Genomic DNA, 25,546 nt, shown 5'->3' with positions numbered 1-25,546 from the left:
CCCGCGCTAATACGGCAGTGGGTATTTACGCCAAATAGCATCTACTTGCGCCATAAAGTCATCTGGTAGGTTAAGTTCAAATGCGGCAATGTTTTCAGCTAGCTGTTGCTGTGTGGTTGCACCAATAATAGTTGAAGTTACACCATCAACTTTATCGCACCATGCCAGTGCAAGTTGGCTTGGTGTGATCCCTAATTTCGCCGCAAGCTGACAATATTCAGCAACCGCCTGCTGTGCGATTTCGGTATTTCTAAATAACCCATTGCGCTGCATTAATGTCCAGCGACTACCTTGTGGTCTGGCATCGTTTAGGTATTTTCCACTTAACATTCCGGTTGCTAGCGGCGACCAAGGTAAATAGGCAATTTCTTCATGTACACAGTGCTCTATTAAATAAGGCCAATCTTTAGCGTGCAGTAAATTGAATTCATTTTGAATAGACACCGGGCGAGGCAAGTTATGCGCCTTGGCTAATTCAATAAACGTATGAATGCCCCAAGTCGTATCATCTGAAAGGCCATAGTGGCGAATCTTACCTGCTTTAATACAGTGATCTAGCCCTTGTAAAATATCTAACATTTGCGCTTTATGAGCTTTAGTATCAACATTTGTAAAACTAATTTGGTTCGGTCTATGTTTTGCAAAATGCGGAGAAGTGCGGTTAGGCCAATGTAGTTGGTAAACATCAATGGTGTCGATTTGTAGGCGTTTTAATGACGCATCAACCGCATTGATTACCGCTTGCCCAGTGATGTCTGAAGCATTTCTGATCCAAGGCAGGCCATTGCCTGCTATCTTTGTTGCAACTACCCAATCATCACGCTTTTGTTTATTTTTGGCAAAGTAGTTACCAATAATTTCTTCTGTTTTACCGTAGGTTTCGGGGGTTGGCGGTACAGCGTACATTTCGGCTGTATCCATAAAGTTGATACCCTGCTCGGCGGCTAACTCAATTTGTTGATTGGCATCAAGTTGATTGTTTTGCACACCCCAGGTCATGGTGCCTAAACAAATACGTGAAACATCAATGTTTGAACTTCCTAATTTTGCGTATTTCATAGCGAACCTTCTGGTCTTAAAGTTATTAGGGTCTGTTGATCTTTGCTGTTCTATTTTTGTTCTGTTTGAGCGTGCTTTTATCGCGGCGCTCGATGTGTGGCCTAGTAATCTAAGCGAATATCGAGCAACAATGAGAAAAGTGCGCTTAAAAGAACCGTTCGGCAGCGCTTGATTGGCTTTTCTACTGTGTTATCGGCTGACTCACATAGAATAACTATGCCACGCAGCCTCTGCCTTGTATAAAACCCAATCAAACTGCTGCAAAAACGAACTTGAAAGGTCAACAGACCCTAGGTTTAGTGAAAATATGACGTTGCAATTTGATGCTTTTTTATGAGAACAATATTCAGCCATGCTGATTAAAAATACAAACAACAACATCAGGCAATTATAATGGGGGTTTTAATAGGTATTGGCAATGAAATGCGATACAAAAATCGGTATGATAAACAGGATTTTTCTCAATTCTAAGTGCAATGACAGATAAAAAGAAAACGCCAAAAGCGGCAACGAAAAAGACATCTACAACGCGTAAGTCGCGCGCTAAAAAAGCCACTCAAGCTAAAACCAAACCGAGCAAATTAAAACGCTTTTCAATACTCGCGTTAAAGCTAGGTGCTGGTTTGCTGGTTGCACTAGCACTTTATTTAATCTATTTAGATAGCAAAATTAGCCATAAATTTGAGGGTAATAAGTGGCAGTTACCAGCGCAAATTTATGCCCGCGCAATGACCTTTTATCCCGGCCAATACTTATCAAAAGATGAAGTGGTGTGGGAACTACAACGCCTTAACTATTCTGAAGTTAATCGCATCAATAATACTGGTCAGTACGTTATTAAAGGCAATACTATTCGTATTTATCGCCGTGCTTTTGAATTTTATGATGGAGCAGAACAGCAAGTTGGGTTCGATTTAGTGTTTGGCCCGAAAAAGCTTGCTGCAATTAAAGATGAGCAAGGGGCAAATTTATCAATGGCGCGCTTAGAGCCATTACAGTTGGCGCGCCTTGCCAACGAAAGTAAGCAAGACCGCGAGTTTGTGCCACTTAGTCATATTCCGCAAGTAGTACAAGATACCTTGCTGTTGGTAGAAGACCGCAATTTTTACGAGCACCATGGGGTATCAGTTTGGTCTATTGTACGTGCCTTGGTTGCAAATATTCGCGCAGGTCGCACAGTGCAAGGGGGCAGTACTTTAACTCAGCAGTTAGCGAAAAACTTTTATTTAACCCGAGATCGCACCCTAACACGTAAAATCAATGAAGCATTAATCGCGCTGATTTTAGATTTTAGATACAGCAAAGACGAAATTTTAGAAGCGTACTTAAATGAAGTGTATTTAGGTCAATCGCGCTCGCAAGGTGTACACGGCTTTGGTTTAGCCAGTGAGTTTTATTTTGGTAAACCGCTGAATGAAATTGAATACGACCAAGTTGCGCTATTAGTGGCGATGGTTAAAGGGCCTAGTTTTTATAATCCAAGGCGTTTTAAAGAGCGCACGATGGAAAGACGCGACTTGGTGCTGCGCTTAATGGTTGAGAATGGTTTAATTTCGACTAAGAGCTATAAACTGGCGTTAGCACGCGATATCAAAATAGAACCACTATCACGCTTTGATATTAATCAGCACCCGGGCTATATGGACTTGGTTCGCCGCGAGCTGAAAACAATTTTAAATTCAAAAGATACAATTGACGCAGGTGTACGCGTATTTACTTATTTCGATTTACAAAAACAAGCGGCGATGGAAAAGTCGTTTGAAACTGGGTTGCCATATTTAGAGCGTTTAAAATCGACTTCTAAGCTTGAGGCGGCAATGTTGTCGGTTAATGTAAAATACGGCGGTGTGTCTGCCTTGGTAGGTGCACGCGATAGCGATTTTAATGGCTTTAACCGAGCGCTCGATACCAAACGTAATATCGGCTCATTGGTTAAGCCAGCCATTTACATGACGGCATTTGAATCGGGTAAATACACCTTAGGTAGCTTAGTTGATGATGAGCCAATGGAGATTAGCGATGAAGCCGGACATACTTGGTCACCGTCTAATTTCGACCAGAAATTCCGCGGCAAAATGCCGCTTTATCAAGCTTTTAGTAAAAGTATCAATATGCCAGCTGTGGCGGTTGGACTAGATTTAGGTTTACCTGCTGTAACTGAGTCAATTAAGCGACTAGGGGTTGATGAGTCAATTAATCAGTACCCGTCACTACTGTTAGGTGCGCAGGAACTCGCACCGATTGATGTTGCGCAAATGTATTCAACCATTGCCTTTGATGGCGATTATCGCAAGTTAACGTCAGTGGCGGCAATTACCAATGCTGTGGGCGAACTTATTTATCAGCATCACAGTACGCCTGAAACGCGCTTTTCTCCAGCGACTAGTTATATGACTAAATACGCAATGCAAAAGGTAACACGTGAAGGCACCGCGAAACGCTTAAAATTACACTTCCCAACCATTCAGTTAGCAGGTAAAACGGGCTCAACCAACAATTTACGTGATAGTTGGTTTGCTGGGTTTGACCAAAATACGGTAACCGTTACTTGGGTTGGCCGTGATGATAATAAACCGACTAAGTTAACTGGTAGCGTTGGTGCTTTAGAGCTTTACATTCGCTATTTGCGACAGTTAAACCCAGAGTCAATCGCGACACCTAGACCACCGTCAATTAAATGGGCATTTGTTAATACACAAACGGGCAGACAAGCTCCGCCAGGGTGTGGCACTGTACTTAAATTACCAATACCAGCAGAGTTATTTAACTCACGACCGCGCTGTCACTAGCGCGTATCGTGATGTTTGAACAATAAGCTTACAGCTTAAACTGGCCAAGAGACTGTTTCAGCTTGTTGGCGATTTGCAGAATATGATTCGCTTCAGAAGCGGTGCTTTGCGCAGAGCTTAAACTGTGTTGTGCAAGCTGGCTAATTTCATCGCTGTGCGCAACAACATTTAATGTGCTACTGGTCTGTAAACTGGCCTGTTCCATAATTGCAGCGCCAGAGCGGTCAATTGATTGCATATCGTGTTCTGCGTTAGCCAAAATATCCCGAGTTTGGTTGGCTTGTTCAACGCCTTGCTCCATTTTATCTACACTGTTTTGCATTTTCTGTTGGGTATCTTTTGCAGCCACCTGCAACATGCTGACAATGGTATGAATTTCTTGCGTTTGTTGTTGAGTGCGTGCTGCCAGTGTTCGTACTTCATCAGCTACCACAGCAAACCCTCTACCTTGTTCTCCCGCACGAGCAGCTTCAATCGCGGCATTGAGCGCAAGTAAGTTAGTTTGGTCTGCAATTTCACTGATGGCGACGCTTACGTTACTAATGTTTTGTGTGTCTTCTGCAAGCTTATTGAGCGCAGCTTGGCTTTGTTTAAAATCCAATTGTAGTTCTGCCATATGTTGGCTTAAGTTAAGCGTATTCTGACTGCCTTGCTGTACATGAATACTTGCTTCTTTTGCTAAAGTTTGCGCATCGGTTGCTTGTTGCTCAACCGCTTGTGCTGAGCTGCTCATTTCACTTAATTGACCCGAAATTTCAGCAATTTTTTGTTCTTGTTGTATCGCATCTCGGCGGCTTGCGTTACTTGTATCTGCAAGCAGAGAGGTTGCTTGATTAAGTTCAAGTGCGGCGTGTTGAGATTGTTCTACAAGCTCAGCAAACTGCTTTAACATAAAATTAATTTGATGGCCGATAGCGGCTAACTCGTCGTCACTTTCAAGGTTTACTTTGATATTTAATGAGCCATTGGCTGCTTCGTTTACGGTGTTAGATAAACGCGATAGTGTGCGTATAACTGCAAAATAAAAACCTGTCACCAAGTAAAGTGCGATTACCGTAAACAGAATCGATGCAATTAGCACGCTGTTACGAATGTACTGAGCGTTTGCCATTTGTTGGCGTACTTTTTGAGTTAGGTGTGGCAGCAAGGTGCCTGTAAAACGCTCTAAACTTTCGATTGTTTTTTTATTTAGCTGAGAAAACTGCGAGCGTGATAAATTGATTGAATCGGGGTCGAGCACTTGCTGTTTTATGGTTCTTTGATAGTTTAGCAAGACGCTTTTGGTATCAAGAACGACGCTTTGTAGCGCGGTTTTTGTTGGTTTATGATGCGTCATTGCAACCATTAATTTGTTTTCAAGGTTATTGACTGAACTCGGTAGCGATTTATTTTGGTTAGATAGCTGTATAAAAGTATCAGGTGTAAAACTGCCGCTATTTATTACTGTGTCTGTGGCCTCTTTTACCGCATAAAAATTGGCAACAAGCAGCGGGAAATCATCCACTATGGCGCGATTTAAATAATTGCTCGCCAAATCGTTATCGGTTGCTAGTTGGCTTTTTATCGATATTTTATTGAGAGAGTCTAACGCATTACTAGCTGAAACATTAAAGTCATTGGTGGCAACCTGATTTAAGTTGTTGTCAACAACCGCTTGTAGCAAAGGCTTGTAATTTTTTAGTCCTGAGAGTTCCCGTTGGTGCTGTGTAATTTGATGGTTAAGCTGCACGTTTAAAAAAATTAAGCTGATCGCTAAGGGAATTAGTAACACGCATACCACGACGATGATCTTTTTAGAGTAATTTAGCTTGGCCATTAAGGTTATGGCGGGAAGAATAAAGGCATTGGGCTTTGGCATAAACTCTGATCCTGTTAAGTGACACAGTGGTACAAGTTTATAAGAAGAACGAGTTTTTGCCTTTTTTCGTTCAAAAAAAACCACGCAAGTGCGTGGTTTTATAAATTAAATCTAACTTATTTGCTTAAAGCTTAGCGAAAGAGCGCTCAGCAGCTGCAATGGTTGCTTCAATTTCAGCATCACCGTGTGCTGTTGAAACAAAGCCTGCCTCAAATGCACTTGGTGCAAGATAAACACCTTCATCAAGCATTAAGTGGAAGAACTTTTTAAAGCGCTCTAAATCACATTCTGTTGCTTGCTGGTAAGTAGTTACTTTTTCTTCAGATGTGAAGAAGAAACCATACATGCCACCTGCGTAGTTTGTGGTAAGTTCAATACCTGCTTTTTCAGCAGCAGCTTTAAAGCCTTCACAAATACGCTTACTTTTCGCTTCAAGTTCGTCATGAAGACCATCAACATCCAGTAACTCAAGGGCTTTTAAGCCTGCCGCCATGGCAATTGGGTTACCTGAAAGCGTACCTGCTTGATAAACCGGACCTACTGGTGCGATGTAATCCATGATTTCAGTTTTACCACCAAATGCACCTACCGGCATACCGCCGCCGATTACCTTACCTAAACAGGTTAGATCTGGTGTGATATTGTAATACGCCTGTGCACCGCCTTTTGCAACGCGGAAGCCTGTCATTACTTCATCAAAAATCAGTACTGATTTGTATTCGTCACACACTGCGCGTAAACCTTCTAAGAAGCCAGCAACTGGTGGGATACAGTTCATGTTACCTGCAACAGGTTCAACGATAATACACGCAATATCATCACCAAATTTAGCGAAAATTTCTTTTACTTCATCGAGTTTGTTAAACGATACAGTCAGTGTGTGCTTAGCAAAGTCTTCAGGAATACCCGGTGAATTTGGCACGCCCATAGTCAGAGCGCCAGAACCCGCTTTTACCAGTAGTGAGTCAGCGTGACCGTGGTAACAGCCTTCAAACTTTAAGATTTTATCTTTGCCTGTAAAGCCGCGCGCCAGACGAATTGCACTCATGGTTGCTTCAGTACCTGAGCTTACCATGCGCACTTTTTCAATTGATGGCACAAGTGCTTTTACTTTCTCGGCCATTAAAATTTCAGTTTCTGTTGGTGCGCCGTAGCTTAAACCGTTCTCAACAGCGTCAAGCACTGCCTGTTTAATGGCACTGTGGTTGTGACCTAAAATCATTGGGCCCCAAGAGCCAACATAGTCAATGTACTTGTTGTTGTCGGCGTCATAAGTAAATGCGCCTTCGGCTTTAGTAATAAAGCGCGGTGTGCCACCGACACCGTTAAATGCGCGAACCGGCGAATTCACACCACCAGGGATAGACGCCTGTGCTCTATCAAATAAGTCTTGGCTAATTGTCATAATTTGTTCCAAATAAGATTAGGTATTTTGTTTACGGCTGAACCATGGCACTTCGGTTTCATATTTGTCGACGAGACCGTCAACACCTAGCGTTAATGCAAATAGCGCCATACGCACCAGTACACCATTTTGTACTTGGCGGAAAATCGCTAGGTTATCATTACTGTTTAAGTCGTTATCAAGCTCATTTGCATCACCACGGCTGTCGCGCGGTAATGGATGCATTAGTACAGAGTTTGGTTTGCAGTGGGCATCGTAAATTGCTTGGCTAATACGGAAGCCACCACGATACTTATTTGCTTCTTCTTGCGATGGGAAGCGCTCTTCTTGAATACGTGTTTGATACACGATATCGGCTGCAAGATTACCTTCCATTTGGTTGACGATTTCGACTTGGTGACCTGCATTAGTTACGGTATCAACAATGTAGTCAGGCATTTGCAAGCCATCTGGCGCAACAAGTGAAAATTTTACGTCTTTATAATGGCACAGTAATTTTGATAGTGAGTGCACGGTACGGCCATATTTTAAATCACCGACAAGGGCAATGTGCATGCCGTCAATATTGCGGTCAAAGCGCGCAAGTTCTTTATCAATTGTTAGCAGGTCAAGTAGCGCTTGTGTTGGGTGTTCGTTTGGACCGTCACCACCATTAAGTACTGGTACCGTCGAACCATTAGCAAATTCGGCAACCGAGTGTGCTTCTGGGTGACGCATCGCAACGGCATCTGCGTATGATGAAATTACACGAGCGGTATCATACAGAGATTCACCTTTAGCAAGTGCCGAAGTTTGCATGCCGGTTGTTTCACGAACAAGGCCGCCAAGCAAGTTAAATGCAGTACCAAAGCTTACGCGGGTACGGGTGCTTGGTTCGAAAAATAAGTTTGCAAGAATAGCACCTTCAAGTACTTTGGTGCGTTTTTGCTTCTTTGCGTACGGCTCCATTTTCTTTGCAACATTAAAAATGGTTTCAATCGCATCGCGGTTTAACTCATTTACAGACAGAACATGCTGGCCAACAAAGTTTGACATGATAAAGATCCTGAACAGTTATTTTCGGGCGCTAATATAGCAGATTTTTTATAAACTTGGCTTCATTACCGCTAAGATAACAATCGCAAGCAGTACTAAAACAGGTAATTCATTGAATATGCGATAAAACTTATCGCTTCGCTGGTTTCTGTCGTGCTTAAAATCGGCCAGTAGTTTAAAGCAGTAGCCGTGGTAAATATAAAGCAAAATGACCAGCACTAATTTGTAATGCAGCCACATGCTGGCACGGAACCACTCTCGGCCATACATTACAATTAAAGTGATACCAAAAACGCCCGTTAAAATAGCAAATGGCGTAACGAAGAAGAGTAAACGGCGCTCCATGATTTTTAGCATGGCACTGTTACTGCGCTCTTCGGTAAGGGCGTGATAAACAAATAAACGAGGTAGGTAAAAAATGCCTGCAAACCAAGCAACCATAAAAAAGATGTGAAGCGCTTTTATCAGTAATAGGGTGTTCATTATTGTTATATCCTAAAGCAATGCGTTGCGGATCATTAAAATTTGGCGAATGTCATCCCAGCGGATAATGCCTAAAATATCATTGTCTTTGAGTTGATCATATACGTAAATAACCCCTGAACGATTATCGCGTAAAATCTCAAAAGCATCACCAAGGGTTGCTTGGCTGGTAACACCTTGCATTTCGATATAACGGATTGACACGCTTTCTTCAGCGGTAAGGTTTAAGTCGTACTCAGCAAGGCGATAGCCGTTTTCATCATCAAAAACAATTAGCGGGGTTTGTGCGTCTGCTGCATCAAGAGACTCTGCGATAAGCGATTTATCATCGCTGTAAAGTAAGTTGAACTTATCGCTCATTTCCTCAATAACCCCGACTTTTTGCAGTGCTTCTACGGCAGGGGAAACCTGATATTTAAGCCCTTGAAAGTCCAGTTGTTGTAAGAAAATGGAACGGTTGCCAAAGCCTTGGAGTGCGGTTAAATACGCAGACACAATTACTAACATAGCTGGCACAATAATGCTGTGGCTAGCGGTTAGTTCCATTACTGTCATCAGTGCCGCGAGAGGTGCATTGAGCGTTGCCGCAAGCAAACCGGCCATACCAAGTACCGCGTAAGTACCTGTAATGTTTACTTCAGGGCTAATAAACGCAGCAAAGTAGCTCATTAATGAGCCTAAAATAACGCCAAGTCCAATAACTGGGCCAATGATCCCGCCAGGAATACCTAAGCCTAAGGCAAATAAGGTTGCTAATAATTTAGCGATTAAAATGGTGGTCAGTAACTGAACCTGTTCAGGGGAGCTTACTGCAATATCTATGGCGCTCATACCTGAACCCATGGCTTGTGGTACTAAGTAACCAATTGCACCGGTAATAATGCCTGCCAAAATAAGGCGAGGAAACATATTTACCGATTTAAAGGTGCGAATTATCAACATCAGATTTTTGTTAAAACCATAGGCAACCGCACCGAGCACAATGCCACAGACCACTAAATAGGGGTAATGCCAAGGCGGAATCGATACTACTTGAATTAGCGCCAATTCTGAATCGGAGCCAAAAACAAATTGAGTGGTGATAGCACCTGTTACCGATGCCAGAATAACCGGTACGAAAATATGCACTTTGTACTCTCTTAGTACCACTTCCATGACAAAAATAACCGCTGCGAGCGGGGTGTTAAATGATGCCGAAATACCCGCAGCTACACCGCATCCCGTTAAGGTACGCATGGCATTAAAAGGCAAATGCAAATAACTGGCAATGACACTGGCACCTGCCGCCCCCATATGCACCGATGGGCCTTCTCGTCCCACTGAAAAGCCGCTAATAAGTGCAATTGCCCCGCCAACAAATTGGTTAACGGCATTCCAAATAGGCATTTGGCCATAGTTTTGTTTAATGCGGTGAATAACGTAGGGAATACCAAGGCGATAATGTTTAAAACCTGTTAGGTAAGCAAAAGTAGCAATAAATACTGCGGCGAGAATAGGTAGTATTAATCTTTCAGTTTCAGGAAGTTGAGTAAAGTTATCGTATTCGCTGACAAAGCCGCTTTGGCCAATTAATACCACTAAGCGAAACATAATAATCAACATGGCGGCAACTAAGCCCGCTAGCACACCTAGTAACGCTAATTGAATACTCGATTTTGGACGAGCAACGACCCTTCGTAAGGCCGCCAAATTATCGGTTACTTTTTGGCTAAATGTCATGCGATTGTTATCGGTAATTCAGAGGGTTAATTATGAGGTAATTATAACAGCATAATAGCAATAAAAAATAAGTTAATTTGTATAGCGAGTAATGATCTAACGCAATAAACGCGTTAGATACTTCGTTACTTTAATATCACCAAAGGGAATAGCGCTAAACTTGATTAAATTGGTCAGGTATTAGATAATTCGACCATTCATATAAATGGGTCGAAGTATGTCTGATCAACTACCAATTAAATTTAGCGAAAATGCTGCAAATAAAGTAAAGCAGCTTATCGAGGAAGAAGAAAACCCAGCATTAAAATTACGTGTTTACGTAACGGGCGGTGGGTGTTCAGGTTTCCAATATGGTTTTACATTTGATGAGAAAACCAATCCTGGCGATTTAGAAATCGAGAAAAGCGGTGTAACTCTAGTAGTTGACCCAATGAGTCTTCAGTACCTAGTTGATGGTGAAGTAGACTATACCGAAGGTCTAGAGGGTTCACGTTTCTTTGTAAACAACCCAAATGCAACAACAACCTGTGGTTGTGGCGCATCATTTAGTGTTTAACTAAATAGACAAATAGTAAAATTTAAAATGCCACTTTATGTGGCATTTTTTGTGCCTGAATTGGACGGTGTTTTGTTGTTGCTTCTTGACTTAGCCTACTAGGTCTACAAAGCAATGCTACGATTAAACAGCTTTGGGCTTGAACAAAATTTAGACCACAAAGAACAACACGCTCGAGTGCAGAGTGTTACATTTTTTAACTTACATATATTGTTGAGAAGTATTATCATCAGATAAGGAAATATCTGCCACATCAGTTCCGGAGACAGGAATGCACCTATTTAACAAGCTACGCACTCAGCTAAACGAAAAGCCTTATATCATCGCTATTTTTATTACGATTTTTATTATCTTATGGATGATGTCAGGTGGCTCAAATGCCAATGAGCAAAGCACCTCAGAATCCCAGCAGCGTATTGCTAAAGTTAAAGTAGAAACCTTGCAGGCCAAGCCAATTAACCGCTCATTGCAACTTTATGGTCGCACCGAACCAAATAAGGTTGCCCGTGTTGCCGCTCGTCAAGAAGGTGAAGTAATAGAGATTCTTGTTAAAGAGGGTCAGTTTGTTGAGCAAGGTACGGTTATTCTTAAACTCGATAAGTCCGATTTAGATTCACAAATTACCGCTGCAAAAGCGTTGCTTGAACAAAGCGAAGTAGAGTACCAAGGAGCACTTAAGTTAAAGCAAAAAGGCCTTAATGACCAATCTGCATTAGCGCGTGCAAAGGCAAGTTTAGAGCAGGCTAAAGCGAGTCTGGCAAATCTTGAGCTATCGCTTAAACGAACAGAAATTAAAGCACCGTTTTCTGGTGTAATTAATCAGCGCCTTGTTGAGCTAGGTGACTACTTAGGGCGTGGCGACCCAATTTTAGAGTTGGCTGACTTAAACCCGCTTGTAGTACGTGCCGATGTAACGCAAAAAGAAGTGATGGGATTAAGTGTAGGACAAAGTGTGTCGGGTTTATTTATTAACAATAAAACCTACAGCGGAAAAATTCGTTACATCGCTTCCGTTGCTGATGAGGGCACTAACACATTTAAAATTGAAGCGGCATTTGATAACCCAAATATGCAGTATCGTGCGGGCTTTTCTACCCAGCTTGATATTACTTATGATGAAGTAAACGCGATTCATTTAAGCCCAGCATTTATGGCGCTTGATGAAGACGGCAATATTGGTGTTAAAACGGTTGATAACAATAACCGCGTGGTGTTTTCGCCAATTGATGTTGTGAAGTCAGAAGCCTCTGGCGTGTGGATGGCCGGACTTGGCGAAAGCGCAAATGTGATTACTCTAGGTCAAGGTTTTGTGCGAATTGGCGATACGGTTGAACCTGTGTTTGCCAATGAGCAAGAGTAGAGGTCTGCACAATGCGCACATTAATTGATGCTTCACTCAGTCGCACTCGTACCGTTTTATCAATATTCATTTTATTGATTATTTCGGGCTGGGTGACCTACCAAAATATTCCCAAAGAAGCGAATCCCGATGTCACCATTCCATTTATTTATGTATCGATAGTACATGATGGCATTTCGCCCGAAGATGCTGAGCGTTTGTTAGTGCGTCCAATGGAAATTGAACTGCGCGCTATCGAAGGGGTAAAAGAGATGACGGCGGTTGCCAGTGAAGGTCACGCATCCGTTACGCTTGAGTTTTTCGCAGGCTCTGATCCAAAAGAAGCGCTTGCTGATGTGCGCGACAAGGTATCGCTTGCAAAAGCAAAACTGCCGTCGGAAACCGAAGAGCCAGAAGTACACGAAGTATTGATGGAAGATCAGCAGCCAACAATTACTTTAACGCTATCGGGCGATATTCCTGAACGCGGCTTATTAACGCTTGCACGTAATCTAAAAGATGAGTTGGAATCAATCTCAAGTGTGTTAGAGGTCGAAATCGGCGGCGAGCGCGAAGACATGGTTGAGATTGTTGTCGACCCACTTTTAATGGAGTCGTATGGTCTTGACCAAAATGATATTTATAGCTTACTCACCAATAATAACCGCTTAGTGGCAGCGGGTACACTGGATACGGGTAAAGGCCGTTTTGCGGTAAAAATTCCATCTGTTTTTGAAACCATTCAAGATGTTATGGAACAACCGGTAAAAGTATCGGGTGATAAAGTTGTACGCTTTATGGATGTCGCGCAAATTAGACGCTCTTATAAAGATCCAAATTCGATTGCTCGCATAAATGGCCAACAAGCGGTATCGCTCGAAGTTAAAAAGCGTGCTGGTGAAAACATTATTGATACGGTTGATCAAGTCAAAGCCAAAGTGGAAGAAAGCAAAGCTATTTGGCCAAATCATATCAAGGTCACTTATACCGGTGATATGAGTAAAGACGTAAAAGACATGCTGTCTGACTTACAAAATAATGTGCTTTCTGCCGTGCTTTTAGTTGTTATTGTGATTATCGCGATTTTAGGCACGCGCTCAGCGTTTTTAGTGGGAGTAGCCATTCCAGGCTCTTTCCTCACCGGTATTTTAGTGATCGCGATATTCGGTTTAACGGTCAACATTGTTGTGCTGTTTGCTTTGATTATGGCGGTCGGTATGTTGGTGGATGGCGCCATTGTTGTAAGTGAATTTGCCGACCGTATGATGAGCGAAGGTATGCCGCGTAAAAAAGCCTATGCGGTTGCCGCTAAGCGCATGGCATGGCCGATTATTGCATCAACAGCCACTACTTTAGCGGCTTTTGCGCCGCTGATTTTTTGGCCGGGCATGATGGGTGAATTTATGAAGTATTTACCGATTACCTTAATTGCCACACTCTCTGCGTCATTAGTAATGGCGCTGGTATTTGTGCCAACAATTGGTAGTTTAATTGGTAAAGTTCGCCCGCTGACAGATGAGCAAAAGCAAAACCTATTGGTAGCGGAAGAAGGTAATCTAACACAATTAAAAGGCGCAACAGGGCGTTATGTTCGCTTACTTGACCGTGCGATTAAGCGTCCTTTACTAAGCTTGTTTGCCGCTATTGGTTTTTCTGTTTTAGTGTTTATTAGTTATGGCATGTCAGGACTTGGCGTTGAGTTCTTTCCTGATGTAGAGCCAAATGGCATTAACTTAAAGGTGCGCAGTTACGGTGATTTGTCGATTTATGAAAAAGACCAAATCATGAAAGATATCGAAGCACGTATCTTAACGGTTGAGGGAATAAAAACCCTGTATTCTCGCTCCGGTGGCAAAGATATCGTCGGATCACTGCGCATGAATTTAAAAGACTGGGATAAACGACGTCCGGCAGATCAAATTATCGAAGAAGTGCTTGGCAATACTTCAGATATGGCTGGTGTGGAAATTGAAATCCGCAAAGATGAAAATGGTCCCGGCGGCGGCAAAGATTTATCAATTGAACTCAGTTCTAAGTTCCCAAATGTATTAAATGAAGAAGCTCGCCGTATTCGCAACGCGATAGAAAACGATGGTGCTTTTGTTAATGTGGACGATTCCGCCTCAAAGCCAGGTATTGAATGGCAACTCAAACTAAACCGTGCAGACGCTGCGCGTTTCGGTGCAGACGCAACCATGCTTGGCGCTAACGTGCAAATGGTAACTAACGGTTTGAAATTAGGTGAATATCGCCCTGATGATGTCGATGATGAAATTGATATTCGTGTCCGTTTCCCAGCAGATAAACGTGATTTAGGCCGATTAGAAACGCTGCGCGTAAAAACCCAGCATGGCCAAGTGCCAATTACTCACTTTATTGAGCGTAAAGCGGTTCAAAAAGTGGATACCATTAATCGTGTTGATAGCCACCGAGTAGTTACGGTGAATGCTGATGTTAAAGTCGGTCAACAACTAGGTAAGGCACTACCACGTCTACAAGCGCAACTTGAAGCGCAAGGGCTAGACCCTCGCGTGAAGCTAAAAGTGCGTGGTGAAAATGAAGAGCAAGATGAATCTATGGTGTTCTTAGAAAAAGCCTTCTTAGTGGCACTTTTTGTGATGGGTATTATCTTAGTTACCCAATTTAATAGTTTCTATCAAGCAATGCTGATTTTAAGTGCAGTGCTGTTTTCAACAGTGGGTGTATTCTTAGGCTTGATTATCTTGCAACAGCCATTTGGCATTGTGATGTCGGGCATCGGTGTTATTTCATTAGCAGGAATAGTGGTTAACAATAATATTGTATTGATTGATACCTATAATGTTCTTCGCAGACAAGGTATGGACCAACACGAGGCGATTTTGCGAACCGGTGCTCAGCGTCTAAGACCTGTACTGTTAACAACCGTTACCACGATACTGGGCTTAATGCCTATGGTACTGCAAATTAATATCGACTTATTTAACCGCGAAATAGCGTTTGGTGCGCCGTCAACGCAATGGTGGGTGCAATTAGCAACGGCTGTGGCCGGAGGCCTTGCTTTTGCAACTGTGCTTACCTTAGTACTGACACCGTGTTTATTAGCACTTAGAAAAAAGCCGATGCAATATCAAGATGCCGAGATTGTAGAACACAAACTGGCAAGCTAGCTTAAGTTAAACATAAAAAGAGCATCAATTGATGCTCTTTTTTTATGTTAGTTTGTTTTCGTCAGGTGCAGCATTAGGGTAAAAAACGCCAAAATAACGCAGCTAACACCGAGAATATAAAAAAATCCTTTCCTCCCTTGTTTTAACGGGATGTTGTTTACCTTAAGAAAGTAAAACCACGCAAAGCACAGTAAAATTGGCAGTAAAAAAAACAATCTAATCATAAAGATGAATACTTATTTATTGTTTTATTAGGTTATAGCAAAACGCGGAAATCTGCCAATATTGAAAATATTGACTATATTTTAGCTAGTCACTTTGACCGATAGACGAAAATATTAGTACTAAATTTTTATGCACTTTTAATAATTACTTATACTAGATCAATCTAATTCCTGCATTTGGTCGCTATAATTTGTAGATTAACCGCAAAATTTGTAGGGCATTTACTCAAAGTAGGTAGAATGTACTAACTAAAATTTTATGCTAGGTATTGTGTATTCTTACCAATATTCTCAGTGTGGTTTAAGTGGGTTGATAGAATAGAGCATTTCCAATCATCAATAGGAGAAGTAATTATGATGGGGAAAACAGTTGCGTCGGAAGAAAATTCGCGTTTAACACAATGGCTTAAAGTAAAACGCCAAGAGAAAGGCCACACTATGCGCAGCCTTGCACAGGTGCTTGGAACACCGCATTCATTTGTTGGCAAAATTGAAAACCAAGAACGTCGTTTAGATGTTGTTGAATTTATTCGTTACTGCCAAGCGCTTGAAATAGATCCAATTGAAGGCTTAACGCTATTAAAAAGTGAATAAACATTCACTTTATTTTAAGTAATTTAATGATGCATGGATGCACTACTGCTTGCTATGAAAGCTTGCTTCCAATGCCATTAGGCGCTTCCTAATTAAAAATAAGAAAATTAACGACGGTATTACCATTAGTGCTGTTAGTAAGAAAAACAGCGCCCAATTCCCATTTAAGTAGTCAATTAAATACCCTGACGACCCTGATAAAAACGTTCTTCCCAAATTTCCTAGCGATGCAAGTAACGCATAATGTGTAGCACTAAAGGCGCGGTCACATAACATTGAGATAAATGCCACCATAGCGACTAACGACCATGCTTGAGTAAAGCCATCTACCAAAATGGCCATGGCGTATAGGCTTTCTTTTGGTCCTACCATAGCGATAACTGAAAACATTAAGTTAGAAGCCGCCATTGCAATGCCGCTAATAAATAAGCCTTTTACAATACCGTAGCGTGAATTAAATAAGCTGCCGAGAAAGGCAAATACAATGGTAATTAAGCCGGTACCAAGTTTAGAGTAGGTGGCAATTTGTGAATTACTAAAGCCAATTTCTTTGTAAAAGACAATCGACATTCTTCCTAAAAAAGCTTCACCAATTTTAAACAGAAATATAAAGGCCAATAGCGCGAGTGCCGTTTTTACGCCGTTTCGATTAAAGAAAGCTTTAAATGGTTCGGCAATTGTTACCCAAAGCCAAGCGCCAATGCGTTTTAAAAATGATGCGTCAGTTTGAATAAACTCAGCTTCAAGCGCTTTATGAACATATTCGCGATTTGAATCGGGCTCTTTCGCAAAAAACACACCTAGCATCAGGGCCAACATTATCAATGCCAACACAAAGTAAACGTGCGTCCATTGCCAGTCGGGTAGATCAGCCATGTAAAAAGGCACAGCGCCTAATAACGCATAGCCTGTCCACCAACCTGACGTTGCCATCGTCGCGGCGGCCGTTGTTTTATGAGTCTCGTGCTCGTTTAGGGTATCAATACGAAAGGCATCGATAGCGATATCTTGGGTAGCCCCAGCAAGTGCGATAACAAAACAACACAGTGCTACGGTTTGCAATTGGTTTTGAATATCAACTTGGCTTAGCCATAAGGTTGCCAGCAAGATAAATACTTGGCTTAGCAAAATCCAACTGCGACGTTGTCCCAGTAATTTGTGAAGTAGGGGTAACTTTACGCGATCAACTAAAGGCGACCATAAGAAATTAACGCTGTAGCACACAAAGACGATGCCAAAAAGGCCTATCATTGAACGTGATAAGCCTTCGTCTTTCAGCCACGCTGACATTACTGAACCAATCAGTATCCAGGGAAAACCGCTCGCGATGCCAAATGCAAATACATTGATTAAGCGGCGATCTTTAAAATAGCCAAGATACTCTGAAACAGTAACCATAGTTGTTTTATTTTACCTATTATTCTTATTATTGAGCGTTGTATTTACTTTATTGGATCAAGCACTTGTGCTTTTAAAATCACGACAGGTTTCTTTGGTACAAAGCACCAACCCAGTTTGTCGTGGCAGCCGGTTTCAACACGCATTATTTTATCGAGTGTTTCTGAGCCTTCGGTAACATAGCCAAATACAGCAAAGCCCCATTCACGACCAGGGTTTAAATGGTCATTGTCGTTCATATTGAAAAAGAACTGACGTGTGGCTGAATGTGGCTTGCGGTCTTGGTAGGCCATTGCGATAGTGTACATATCGTTTTTTAAACCATTGCCACTTTCGTTTGGAATTGCAGGTCCCATGTATGCGCCATCGTAATCTTTATCGTAACCGCCACCTTGAATTACAAAGTCACGCTCTTGCTCTGCATCGTGTTCAACGCGGTGAAAAACCGTATCTTCGTAGCCACCATCAACTACGTAACCTAAAAAGTTATTTACCGTAATAGGCGCTTTACGACGGTCTAATTCAACGGTGATATCACCCATAGTGGTGGTGAGTTTAACCAAAGGGAAGGCGTTATCTTTTTGTACAAACTCGCCTTTTTTAATCAGATTAGCAGCGCTTGAAAAGCTCGTTAGTAGTACGAGTAATGAGATTAAATACTTCATAATATGTTACTCCTAGCGATTAACCGCGTTAACAAATTCTGGGTCTGTCACAATACGTGTGATCATTTCTTCAATTAAACGATTAACTTGCTGTTCTACTTTTGCTTTATCAAAGCCCAGTGGCGCTTCACTTTGCTTATTGCCTTTATAGCGCTTAGCAAAACGGTGCTCAGTGGTTTCAATCACAACTTCAAGCTCAGCATTAGTAATTGTGGTGTGCTTGTGCAATTGCTGTTTAATCGTGGTATCTAATCGCTGAATATTAACATCGAGCGCTTTACCCATGCCGCTATTGTTTGCACCCACTTGGGCTAATGCTTGTTCAATTGCTGGCGTAATTGACTCGGCAAGGTATTTATCGGCAAGCGTTTGGTTACCATCGCTATTTTTAATGGTAACTGTGGTAAAGCTCGCACGGCGGTCGTTGACTGATAAACTCACATCTTGCTGCACCACTTTTTGGTGTGTTTGAGTATAGTTAGGGCTGAATATAAACTTCTGTGATGGTGTGCTGCATCCAGCAAGAAAGCCCAAAGTGAGGGCCAAAACGGTAACTTTATATTTTGCATTCATAATTATAATGCTCTCTTTTTAGCGCTTAAAACGACAAATTTCTTATTTGAGCCTAATAGCTTGTAGCCACCAAATAGGCGTTTTAGCTTTTCATGGTAATTTAAATGGCGGTTGCCAACAATACGCAATTCGCCACCGTCACGTAAACAGCGGAAACTATCAACAAACATTTGCCATGCAATATGGTCCGTAACGGCTTGTTGTTGGTGAAATGGCGGGTTGCATAAAATCAAATCGGCACTATTACTTTCTACGCCTGTGAGACAGTCATTGTGTAAAAAAGTGCAGTTTTCTAACTGTTCTGGCAGATTTGTTGTGACATTGTGCTTAGCTGACGCAACAGCCATTGCTGACTCGTCAACAAACGTAACAAGCGCGTTGGGGCATCGTTCAAGAGTGGTTAACCCAATGACACCATTGCCGCAGCCTAAATCGATAATGCGCTGCTTTTTATTTCCTTGTGGTAAGTAATTGATAAAAAAGCGTGCACCAATATCTAATGAGTCTCGACTAAACACATTGGCGTGATTTGTGATGGTAAATTGCGTTTTTTCAAGAGGCCAAGTGATTGGAAACTTACTCCCTTGAGCTTTATTGTGTTGCTTGCTCAAGATTAAACGGGCTTTTTTAACTGCGAGTGAAGTTGTAGTTGGCCCTGAAAAACGTTCAAATAACTGAATCGTAGACGAGTGAATGTCTTTTACTTTACCAGCAGCAATAATCGGGGTGTCTTGGCGTAAAACTTTACTCAATTGGCTAAGTAAAAAAGTTAAGTAACCCGCGTTTTTCGGTACTTTTATAAGAACTAGGTCAAGATCGTTTGGTAGAGCATCTAAGCTTTTTAAAAACACTGTGTTTTCACCAGTGAGCTGGTTTTGCTCAAGGTTGTAATGTGCAGCCTGTTCTGCCACAAACGAATCATTCAGATGGTAGATAAATGCATGGTTAAATGCACAGGCCAATGCACCAAAGCCGTCGTTAATGATAAGTACTTTGCTGCTGTTTTCTACTAACTGCTGCTGTTCAATATAATTTACTAAATATTCATCAGCCGCATCCCATGCTTGTAAGCTCGCGTTTTTTTGTTTGAGCGGAAAGCGTGATAGGGTAAATGTGTTCTCACCTAATTGAGCAATTTCATTTAGCTGTGAGTCTGAAGATGTTTGCGACATAACGGTGTTGTAAATTTATTTTTAAAGGTGCAGTAGTTTATCATGGCTTGGAATGTTTCTAACAGCATTGAGCGAATAAATAAGGCGCAATGTGTCGCGCCAGACTTTTATTATTTTGAACACTTTATTGCAGAGCAAAAAGCGCTTTCCTTGTATCAACAATTACTGGCTTTAGAGTGGCAGCAACCAACGCTGACCATTTTTAACAAACAACATGCTATTCCGCGTAAACAAATCTATATGGGCGATGCGGGGACTGGCTACCGCTATTCTAATCAATTGTTTTTGCCCGAGCCTTGGCATGTCAGCGTACTTAACTTAAAAAATAGCCTTAATAATTGGTTTGGCACACAGTTTAATGCTGCGCTGCTTAACTGGTATCGCAATGGAGAAGATAAAATGGGATGGCATGCGGATGATGAGCCTGAGCTGGGGTTTTCCCCAACCATAGCATCGATTTCCCTAGGCAGCTCACGCAAGTTTAAAATACGTGAAAACACTTCAAAACATGTAACGGATCTAATTCTTAGCAACGGTAGTTGTTTGTTGATGACAGGAAATAGTCAGCGCGATTATCAACATTCTTTACCGGTGCAAAAGCGTGTTAATGATGGTCGAATAAATCTGACGTTTCGCACTGTTTGTGGCATATAATAGGAAAAAATTTTTAATGAGAATTAAATATGTCGATGTTAGAGCAAATAGAATCAAAGCTAAAAAACGCGTTTTCTTGTGAACATTTAGAAGTGATTAATGAAAGCCATATGCATAGTCGTGGCACCGAATCACATTTCAAAGTGATTGTTGTTAGTAACGATTTTGAAGGCAAGCGTTTACTCCAGTGTCACCGTATGATCAACGAAGTCCTTGCTGATGAACTGGCGAATCATATTCATGCGTTAGCAATTCATACTTATACGCAATCGCAGTGGCAAAATGCTGATATTCCTAATTCGCCTAAGTGTTTAGGTGGCTCTAAATTTGACCAGTAAGTAACAAATATACGTTAATCTTCTAATGTCCAGCCTTTGATGTGCAACAGGTTGGACTTTTCTCTTTGTTAATTAGGTGTTACATTTTTCCTTTTAAAATGATAACAATAATTAACAATGAGTGCAGTCAACTCTAATTCCTCTTCATCACATTTAATTAAAATCGCCAACCTTCTTGATGCTTTTATAGAGCGAATAGGGCAAACGGTGGCATGGTTTAGTTTTGCGATGGTGCTGATTATGTTTTTAATCGTGCTATTGCGCTATGGCTTTAGTCTTGGTTGGATAGCCATGCAAGAAAGTGTGCTTTATCTTCATGCTTATTTATTTATGTTGGGTTGTAGCTACGCGTTAAAACACGATGAGCATGTGCGTGTTGATGTATTTTATCGCCGCTTTTCAAAAGCGAAAAAAGCCTTTGTTAATTTAGTAGGCCACTTAGTGTTATTGTGGCCTGTTGCTATTTTTATTCTGTTTGTAAGTTTCGATTATGTTGCCGTGTCTTGGCAAATTAAAGAGCAATCGCAAGAAGCTGGCGGCCTTCCATTTGTTTACCTATTGAAAAGCTTGATCCCGTTAATGTGTATTTTATTACTGATACAAAGCCTGAGTGAAATCTGTAAGAGCTTAAATACGCTTTTCAATAAAGGAGATGCGTAATGGAATATATGGCAATTTTACTCTTTATATGTGTTTGCGTTGTACTTTTAATGGGTTTTCCCGTGGCATTTTCATTGGCGGGAACAGCGCTTATTTTTGCCGGTATTGGCAGTCTGTTTGGTATTTTTGATGGGGCGTTTTTGCATGCGTTGCCAAATCGTTTATTTGGCATAGTCACTAATAGCACTTTAATTGCTGTGCCATTATTTGTCTTTATGGGCGTAATGCTGGAAAAATCGAAAGTTGCTGAAAACTTACTCGACGCCATGGCCGTGGTTATGGGTAAACGCAAAGCGGGCATGGGTATTGCGGTAACCTTAGTGGGCATGTTGCTTGCCGCAAGTACGGGTATTGTGGGTGCAACCGTTGTAACTATGGGGTTATTGGCATTGCCAACCATGTTAAAGCGAGGCTATAGCGAACAATATAGCTGCGGTATTATTACTGCAACGGGCACGCTTGGGCAGATCATTCCGCCTTCAATCGCATTGGTATTACTGGGTGATGTGTTATCCAGTAGCTATCAGCAAGCACAACTTAATATGGGAATTTTCTCGCCAGAGAATGTCAGTGTAGGCGATTTATTCGCAGGTGCTGTGATCCCTGGCATCATTTTGGTAGGGCTTTATATTTTGTACTCAGTGTTTGTTGCGGTATTTAAACCAGAACAAGTTCCTGCATTATTGGATGAAGATATTGAACATATTAAAAAGCGCAAGCAAGTATCGCTATTTGTCGCTTTAGTGCCGCCACTGATGCTGATTTTTATTGTGTTAGGTTCTATTTTATTTGGTATTGCCACACCAACAGAAGCCGCTGGTGTTGGCGCATTTGGCGCCATTATTTTAGCCGTTTGGCAAAAGCAGTTTAACCTTACAAATTTAAACGCGGTAATGCAAAGCACCACCAAAGTGACTGCCATGGTGTTTATGATTTTAATCGGCGCATCGCTGTTCTCACTGGTTTTTAGAGGGTTTGGCGGCGAAGAACTGATTGCTGAAATGTTTGAAGCACTGCCCGGTGGCTTATTTGGTGCCATGCTTGTTGTGATGCTAGTGATGTTTTTACTTGGCTTTATTTTAGATTTTATTGAAATCACATTTGTCGTAGTGCCAATTGTTGCACCGATTTTATTAATGATGGGGGCAGATCCTATTTGGCTTGGCATTATGATTGCGGTGAATTTACAAACCTCGTTTTTAACTCCGCCTTTTGGCTTTGCACTGTTTTATTTACGCGGTGTTGCACCAAAATCGGTGTTAACCTCGCAAATTTACAAAGGCGTGATACCTTTTATTATTATTCAATTGATTTTATTGGCGTTAATGGCTGCGTATCCAAGTTTAGTAACGTGGTTGCCTAGCCAGCTTTATGCATAAAATTATTGCAATGGAACGCACGGAGGAAGCATGAAAAAACTAAGTACACTAATCACTTCAATTGCCTTGGCGATTGGTTTAAGTGGTTGTGGTCAAGAACAACAAACCAGTAATGCAACAACAAACACGGTCGAACAGCAACAAAGCTTTAAATGGAAGCTAGTGACCAGTTGGCCAAAAAATTACCCAGGGCTAGGTACCGCGCCAGAGCGTTTTGCAGAAAATGTGGAGGCAATGAGTAATGGCCGCTTAAAAATTAAAGTGTATGGCGCAGGCGAGTTAGTCCCTGGATTTGAGGTATTTGATACCGTATCGAGCGGTACCGCTGAAATGGGTCACAGCGCAGCCTATTATTGGAAAGGAAAAATTCCTGCGGCGCAATTCTTTACTGCAATACCGTTTGGCATGAATGCACAAGAAGTTAACGGCTGGTTGCACCATGGTGGTGGTATGGAATTATGGAAAGAGCTCTATGAACCTTACAACTTAATTCCCGCGGCCGGTGGCAATACCGGCGTACAAATGGCTGGCTGGTTTAAAAAAGAAGTGAATAGCGTTGAGGATTTAAAAGGCTTAAAAATGCGTATTCCGGGTTTAGGCGGTGAAGTGCTTGAAAAACTCGGCGGCGTGCCATTGTCTCTAACTGGTGGTGAAATTTTCACTGCACTACAAACTGGTGCAATTGATGCCACCGAGTGGGTTGGTCCGTATAACGATTTAGCCTTTGGTTTAAATAAAGCAGCAGAGTTTTACTATTATTCTGGTTGGCATGAACCAGGCGCGAATTTAGAGTTTCTAATTAATAAAGAGGCGTATGCGTCTTTACCGAGTGATTTGCAGGCCATTGTGACCTCAGCGATGCGTACTGCAAACCAAGATATGTTAGATGAGTATACGGCTCGCAATAATACTGCGCTTGATCAGCTGAAAAACAAGCACAATGTGAAACTGCGCAAATTCTCCCCAGAAGTTATGCAGGCACTAAAGGCGGCAACTATGGAGGTGATTAGTGAGCAAGCACGTAATGATGAGGCCGTGGCAAAAGTATGGCGTTCTTACTCAGAGTTCTTACAGCAAGTTAAGGCGTATCACCAGATTTCAGAAATGGAATATTATTCGAATCGATAACACGATAAGATGATAGGGGGCGTAAGCCCCTTTTTTATGAAAATTATTTGCTGATCAGACCTGTTTGGCAGTGCTTTGCTTTAAACTAGCAACAATTTTAAAAGATTTTATTAGGTAAAAGTGGAATTAACTTATGGTTATCAAGCCTAAAATTCGTGGTTTTATTTGTACAAACGCGCACCCAGTAGGCTGTGCAGCTCATGTGAAAGAGCAAATTGAATATGTGAAGTCTCAAGGCCAATTAGAAACTGGACCTAAAAACGTATTAGTAATTGGTGCATCTACTGGCTACGGTCTTGCATCACGTATTACTGCAGCATTTGGCGCAGGCGCAAAAACGTTAGGTGTGTTCTTTGAAAAAGAAGGTACGGAAAAGCGTACAGGTTCTGCAGGCTGGTACAACACAGCGGCATTTCAAGCAGAAGCTGAAGCGGCTGGCCTTTGGTCAAAAAACATTAATGGCGATGCATTTTCTAACGAATTAAAAGAAAAAACGATTGCAACCATTAAAGAAGAGCTAGGTAAAGTTGATTTAGTCATTTACAGCCTTGCTTCACCACGTCGTACCGATCCAAATACAGGTGAAACCTATTCATCAGTACTTAAGCCAATTGGTAACTCTGTAACAACTAAAAACTTAAACACGTCTAAGCGTGTTATCGATGAAGTAACTGTTGACGCAGCAAGTGAAGAAGAAATCGCTAATACTGTAAAAGTTATGGGCGGTGAAGACTGGGAAATGTGGCTTGATGCACTGCAACAGGCTGATGTACTTGCTGACGGTTTTAAAACAACAGCTTATACCTACATTGGTAAAGAATTAACGTGGCCAATCTATGGCCATGCGACAATCGGTAAAGCAAAAGAAGACTTAGATCGTGCAGCCGCAGCAATTAAAGATAAAACAGCGAGCCTAAATGGTGAAGCGTATGTTTCTTCACTAAATGCTGTTGTAACGCAAGCGAGCTCAGCAATTCCAATTATGCCACTTTACATTTCTGGTCTTTTCAAAGTGATGAAAGAAGACGGAACTTACGAAGGAACAATTGAACAGATCAATGGTTTATTCCGTGAAAACCTTTACGGTGATAACCCACGCTTTGACGAAGGTGGCCATTTATTCCAAAACTACAAAGAGTTGGAAGATGACGTTCAAGCTCGCGTACGAACTATTTGGGATGCTGTAGATAGCGATTCAATTGACGAACTTACGGATTACGTGAGCTATCATAATGAATTTTTAAAACTATTCGGTTTTGGTATCGACAGCGTGGATTACGACGCTGATGTAAACCCAGTTGCAGATATCGAGTTAGTGTAAAACTCCGAGTCTCCTTTTAGAGTTCAGAAGGTTGGTGTTGTAGCATGC

Annotated in this window: 21 protein-coding genes; 11 read left to right on the top strand and 10 right to left on the bottom strand. The window is 41.7% G+C overall.

The features are described from left to right. Window positions 1–6 precede the first annotated feature (6 nt). The gene (locus PSPO_RS10895) at window positions 7–1,059 is read right to left on the bottom strand and encodes an aldo/keto reductase (RefSeq protein WP_010561805.1); all 1,053 of its coding nucleotides are present in this window, start codon (window positions 1,057–1,059) and stop codon (window positions 7–9) included. Between the two features lie 476 nt (window positions 1,060–1,535). On the opposite strand from PSPO_RS10895, the gene mrcB reads away from it, so the two are divergent. Continuing rightward, window positions 1,536–3,848 carry a penicillin-binding protein 1B gene (gene mrcB / locus PSPO_RS10885; protein ID WP_010561803.1) on the top strand — a complete coding sequence of 771 codons (2,313 nt, stop codon included), beginning with the start codon at window positions 1,536–1,538 and terminating at the stop codon, window positions 3,846–3,848. A 28-nt stretch (window positions 3,849–3,876) separates the two neighbouring features. On the opposite strand, the gene PSPO_RS10880 is transcribed toward mrcB, so the two are convergent. From PSPO_RS10880 to PSPO_RS10860, 5 genes are all read right to left on the bottom strand, one after another. Then, on the bottom strand, window positions 3,877–5,706 hold the full coding sequence (locus PSPO_RS10880; protein ID WP_010561802.1) for a methyl-accepting chemotaxis protein: 1,830 nt from the start codon (window positions 5,704–5,706) through the stop codon (window positions 3,877–3,879). Window positions 5,707–5,830: 124 nt separating this feature from the next. After that, window positions 5,831–7,111 carry a glutamate-1-semialdehyde 2,1-aminomutase gene (gene hemL / locus PSPO_RS10875; protein WP_010561801.1) on the bottom strand — a complete coding sequence of 427 codons (1,281 nt, stop codon included), beginning with the start codon at window positions 7,109–7,111 and terminating at the stop codon, window positions 5,831–5,833. A gap of 18 nt (window positions 7,112–7,129) precedes the next feature. Next, complete coding sequence (locus tag PSPO_RS10870; RefSeq protein WP_010561800.1) at window positions 7,130–8,146, bottom strand: aspartate carbamoyltransferase; 1,017 nt, start codon at window positions 8,144–8,146, stop codon at window positions 7,130–7,132. Window positions 8,147–8,194: 48 nt separating this feature from the next. Next, window positions 8,195–8,629 (bottom strand): CopD family protein, encoded by a 435-nt coding sequence (locus PSPO_RS10865; RefSeq protein WP_010561799.1) that lies wholly within the window; start codon window positions 8,627–8,629, stop codon window positions 8,195–8,197. Between the two features lie 12 nt (window positions 8,630–8,641). Continuing rightward, window positions 8,642–10,348: a chloride channel protein gene (locus PSPO_RS10860; protein ID WP_010561798.1), complete on the bottom strand. Its 1,707-nt coding sequence runs from the start codon at window positions 10,346–10,348 to the stop codon at window positions 8,642–8,644. A 217-nt stretch (window positions 10,349–10,565) separates the two neighbouring features. On the opposite strand from PSPO_RS10860, the gene erpA reads away from it, so the two are divergent. From erpA to PSPO_RS10840, 4 genes are all read left to right on the top strand, one after another. Further along, on the top strand, window positions 10,566–10,904 hold the full coding sequence (gene erpA, locus PSPO_RS10855) for an iron-sulfur cluster insertion protein ErpA (protein ID WP_010561797.1): 339 nt from the start codon (window positions 10,566–10,568) through the stop codon (window positions 10,902–10,904). A 271-nt stretch (window positions 10,905–11,175) separates the two neighbouring features. After that, the gene (locus tag PSPO_RS10850) at window positions 11,176–12,264 is read left to right on the top strand and encodes an efflux RND transporter periplasmic adaptor subunit (RefSeq protein WP_010561796.1); all 1,089 of its coding nucleotides are present in this window, start codon (window positions 11,176–11,178) and stop codon (window positions 12,262–12,264) included. An 11-nt stretch (window positions 12,265–12,275) separates the two neighbouring features. Beyond that, window positions 12,276–15,392, top strand: coding sequence for an efflux RND transporter permease subunit (locus PSPO_RS10845; RefSeq protein WP_010561795.1), 3,117 nt, complete (start codon window positions 12,276–12,278; stop codon window positions 15,390–15,392). A 578-nt stretch (window positions 15,393–15,970) separates the two neighbouring features. Next, entirely contained in the window at window positions 15,971–16,210 is a 240-nt protein-coding gene (locus tag PSPO_RS10840; RefSeq protein ID WP_010561794.1) for a helix-turn-helix domain-containing protein, read from the top strand. A 42-nt stretch (window positions 16,211–16,252) separates the two neighbouring features. Here the strand turns inward: PSPO_RS10840 and PSPO_RS10835 are convergent, their stop codons facing one another. The 4 genes from PSPO_RS10835 to PSPO_RS10820 are packed head-to-tail and all read right to left on the bottom strand — an operon-like array spanning window position 16,253 to window position 20,018. Continuing rightward, complete coding sequence (locus PSPO_RS10835) at window positions 16,253–17,608, bottom strand: AmpG family muropeptide MFS transporter (protein ID WP_010561793.1); 1,356 nt, start codon at window positions 17,606–17,608, stop codon at window positions 16,253–16,255. A 44-nt stretch (window positions 17,609–17,652) separates the two neighbouring features. Continuing rightward, window positions 17,653–18,273 carry a peptidylprolyl isomerase gene (locus PSPO_RS10830; RefSeq protein ID WP_010561792.1) on the bottom strand — a complete coding sequence of 207 codons (621 nt, stop codon included), beginning with the start codon at window positions 18,271–18,273 and terminating at the stop codon, window positions 17,653–17,655. A gap of 12 nt (window positions 18,274–18,285) precedes the next feature. After that, the gene (locus tag PSPO_RS10825) at window positions 18,286–18,846 is read right to left on the bottom strand and encodes a YajG family lipoprotein (RefSeq protein WP_010561791.1); all 561 of its coding nucleotides are present in this window, start codon (window positions 18,844–18,846) and stop codon (window positions 18,286–18,288) included. Window positions 18,847–18,848: 2 nt separating this feature from the next. Continuing rightward, window positions 18,849–20,018: a methyltransferase gene (locus tag PSPO_RS10820; protein WP_010561790.1), complete on the bottom strand. Its 1,170-nt coding sequence runs from the start codon at window positions 20,016–20,018 to the stop codon at window positions 18,849–18,851. 42 nt (window positions 20,019–20,060) lie between these two features. Here PSPO_RS10820 and PSPO_RS10815 point away from each other — a divergent pair, with 42 nt between their 5' ends. From PSPO_RS10815 to fabV, 6 genes are all read left to right on the top strand, one after another. Continuing rightward, the gene (locus PSPO_RS10815; protein WP_010561789.1) at window positions 20,061–20,672 is read left to right on the top strand and encodes an alpha-ketoglutarate-dependent dioxygenase AlkB family protein; all 612 of its coding nucleotides are present in this window, start codon (window positions 20,061–20,063) and stop codon (window positions 20,670–20,672) included. A 29-nt stretch (window positions 20,673–20,701) separates the two neighbouring features. Continuing rightward, window positions 20,702–21,010: a BolA family protein gene (locus tag PSPO_RS10810; protein WP_010561788.1), complete on the top strand. Its 309-nt coding sequence runs from the start codon at window positions 20,702–20,704 to the stop codon at window positions 21,008–21,010. Between the two features lie 117 nt (window positions 21,011–21,127). After that, window positions 21,128–21,670, top strand: coding sequence for a TRAP transporter small permease subunit (locus tag PSPO_RS10805; RefSeq protein ID WP_010561787.1), 543 nt, complete (start codon window positions 21,128–21,130; stop codon window positions 21,668–21,670). Continuing rightward, window positions 21,670–23,049, top strand: coding sequence for a TRAP transporter large permease (locus PSPO_RS10800; RefSeq protein WP_010561786.1), 1,380 nt, complete (start codon window positions 21,670–21,672; stop codon window positions 23,047–23,049). The genes PSPO_RS10805 and PSPO_RS10800 overlap by 1 nt, the downstream gene beginning before the upstream one ends. A gap of 30 nt (window positions 23,050–23,079) precedes the next feature. Then, a complete protein-coding gene (locus PSPO_RS10795; RefSeq protein WP_010561785.1) occupies window positions 23,080–24,177 on the top strand; it encodes a TRAP transporter substrate-binding protein in 1,098 nt (365 codons plus the stop codon). Window positions 24,178–24,310: 133 nt separating this feature from the next. Then, window positions 24,311–25,498 carry an enoyl-ACP reductase FabV gene (gene fabV / locus PSPO_RS10790; protein WP_010561784.1) on the top strand — a complete coding sequence of 396 codons (1,188 nt, stop codon included), beginning with the start codon at window positions 24,311–24,313 and terminating at the stop codon, window positions 25,496–25,498. Window positions 25,499–25,546: the final 48 nt, after the last annotated feature.

The sequence above is a fragment of the Pseudoalteromonas spongiae UST010723-006 genome, from assembly GCF_000238255.3.
GTDB lineage: Bacteria > Pseudomonadota > Gammaproteobacteria > Enterobacterales > Alteromonadaceae > Pseudoalteromonas > Pseudoalteromonas spongiae.
The sequence above is the reverse complement of the archived record's forward strand: the minus strand, read 5'-3'. Positions and strand labels throughout refer to the sequence as shown.

Coding starts and splice junctions, on each gene's coding strand:
- hemL (WP_010561801.1), bottom strand. CDS start 7,111: ATGACAATTAGCCAAGACTTATTTGATAGAGCACAGGCGTCTATCCCT.
- PSPO_RS10815 (WP_010561789.1), top strand. CDS start 20,061: ATGGCTTGGAATGTTTCTAACAGCATTGAGCGAATAAATAAGGCGCAA.
- PSPO_RS10835 (WP_010561793.1), bottom strand. CDS start 17,608: ATGGTTACTGTTTCAGAGTATCTTGGCTATTTTAAAGATCGCCGCTTA.
- PSPO_RS10895 (WP_010561805.1), bottom strand. CDS start 1,059: ATGAAATACGCAAAATTAGGAAGTTCAAACATTGATGTTTCACGTATT.
- PSPO_RS10800 (WP_010561786.1), top strand. CDS start 21,670: ATGGAATATATGGCAATTTTACTCTTTATATGTGTTTGCGTTGTACTT.
- PSPO_RS10825 (WP_010561791.1), bottom strand. CDS start 18,846: ATGAATGCAAAATATAAAGTTACCGTTTTGGCCCTCACTTTGGGCTTT.
- PSPO_RS10830 (WP_010561792.1), bottom strand. CDS start 18,273: ATGAAGTATTTAATCTCATTACTCGTACTACTAACGAGCTTTTCAAGC.
- fabV (WP_010561784.1), top strand. CDS start 24,311: ATGGTTATCAAGCCTAAAATTCGTGGTTTTATTTGTACAAACGCGCAC.
- PSPO_RS10865 (WP_010561799.1), bottom strand. CDS start 8,629: ATGAACACCCTATTACTGATAAAAGCGCTTCACATCTTTTTTATGGTT.
- PSPO_RS10820 (WP_010561790.1), bottom strand. CDS start 20,018: ATGTCGCAAACATCTTCAGACTCACAGCTAAATGAAATTGCTCAATTA.
- mrcB (WP_010561803.1), top strand. CDS start 1,536: ATGACAGATAAAAAGAAAACGCCAAAAGCGGCAACGAAAAAGACATCT.
- erpA (WP_010561797.1), top strand. CDS start 10,566: ATGTCTGATCAACTACCAATTAAATTTAGCGAAAATGCTGCAAATAAA.
- PSPO_RS10850 (WP_010561796.1), top strand. CDS start 11,176: ATGCACCTATTTAACAAGCTACGCACTCAGCTAAACGAAAAGCCTTAT.
- PSPO_RS10870 (WP_010561800.1), bottom strand. CDS start 8,146: ATGTCAAACTTTGTTGGCCAGCATGTTCTGTCTGTAAATGAGTTAAAC.
- PSPO_RS10810 (WP_010561788.1), top strand. CDS start 20,702: ATGTCGATGTTAGAGCAAATAGAATCAAAGCTAAAAAACGCGTTTTCT.
- PSPO_RS10860 (WP_010561798.1), bottom strand. CDS start 10,348: ATGACATTTAGCCAAAAAGTAACCGATAATTTGGCGGCCTTACGAAGG.
- PSPO_RS10840 (WP_010561794.1), top strand. CDS start 15,971: ATGATGGGGAAAACAGTTGCGTCGGAAGAAAATTCGCGTTTAACACAA.
- PSPO_RS10795 (WP_010561785.1), top strand. CDS start 23,080: ATGAAAAAACTAAGTACACTAATCACTTCAATTGCCTTGGCGATTGGT.
- PSPO_RS10845 (WP_010561795.1), top strand. CDS start 12,276: ATGCGCACATTAATTGATGCTTCACTCAGTCGCACTCGTACCGTTTTA.
- PSPO_RS10880 (WP_010561802.1), bottom strand. CDS start 5,706: ATGCCAAAGCCCAATGCCTTTATTCTTCCCGCCATAACCTTAATGGCC.
- PSPO_RS10805 (WP_010561787.1), top strand. CDS start 21,128: ATGAGTGCAGTCAACTCTAATTCCTCTTCATCACATTTAATTAAAATC.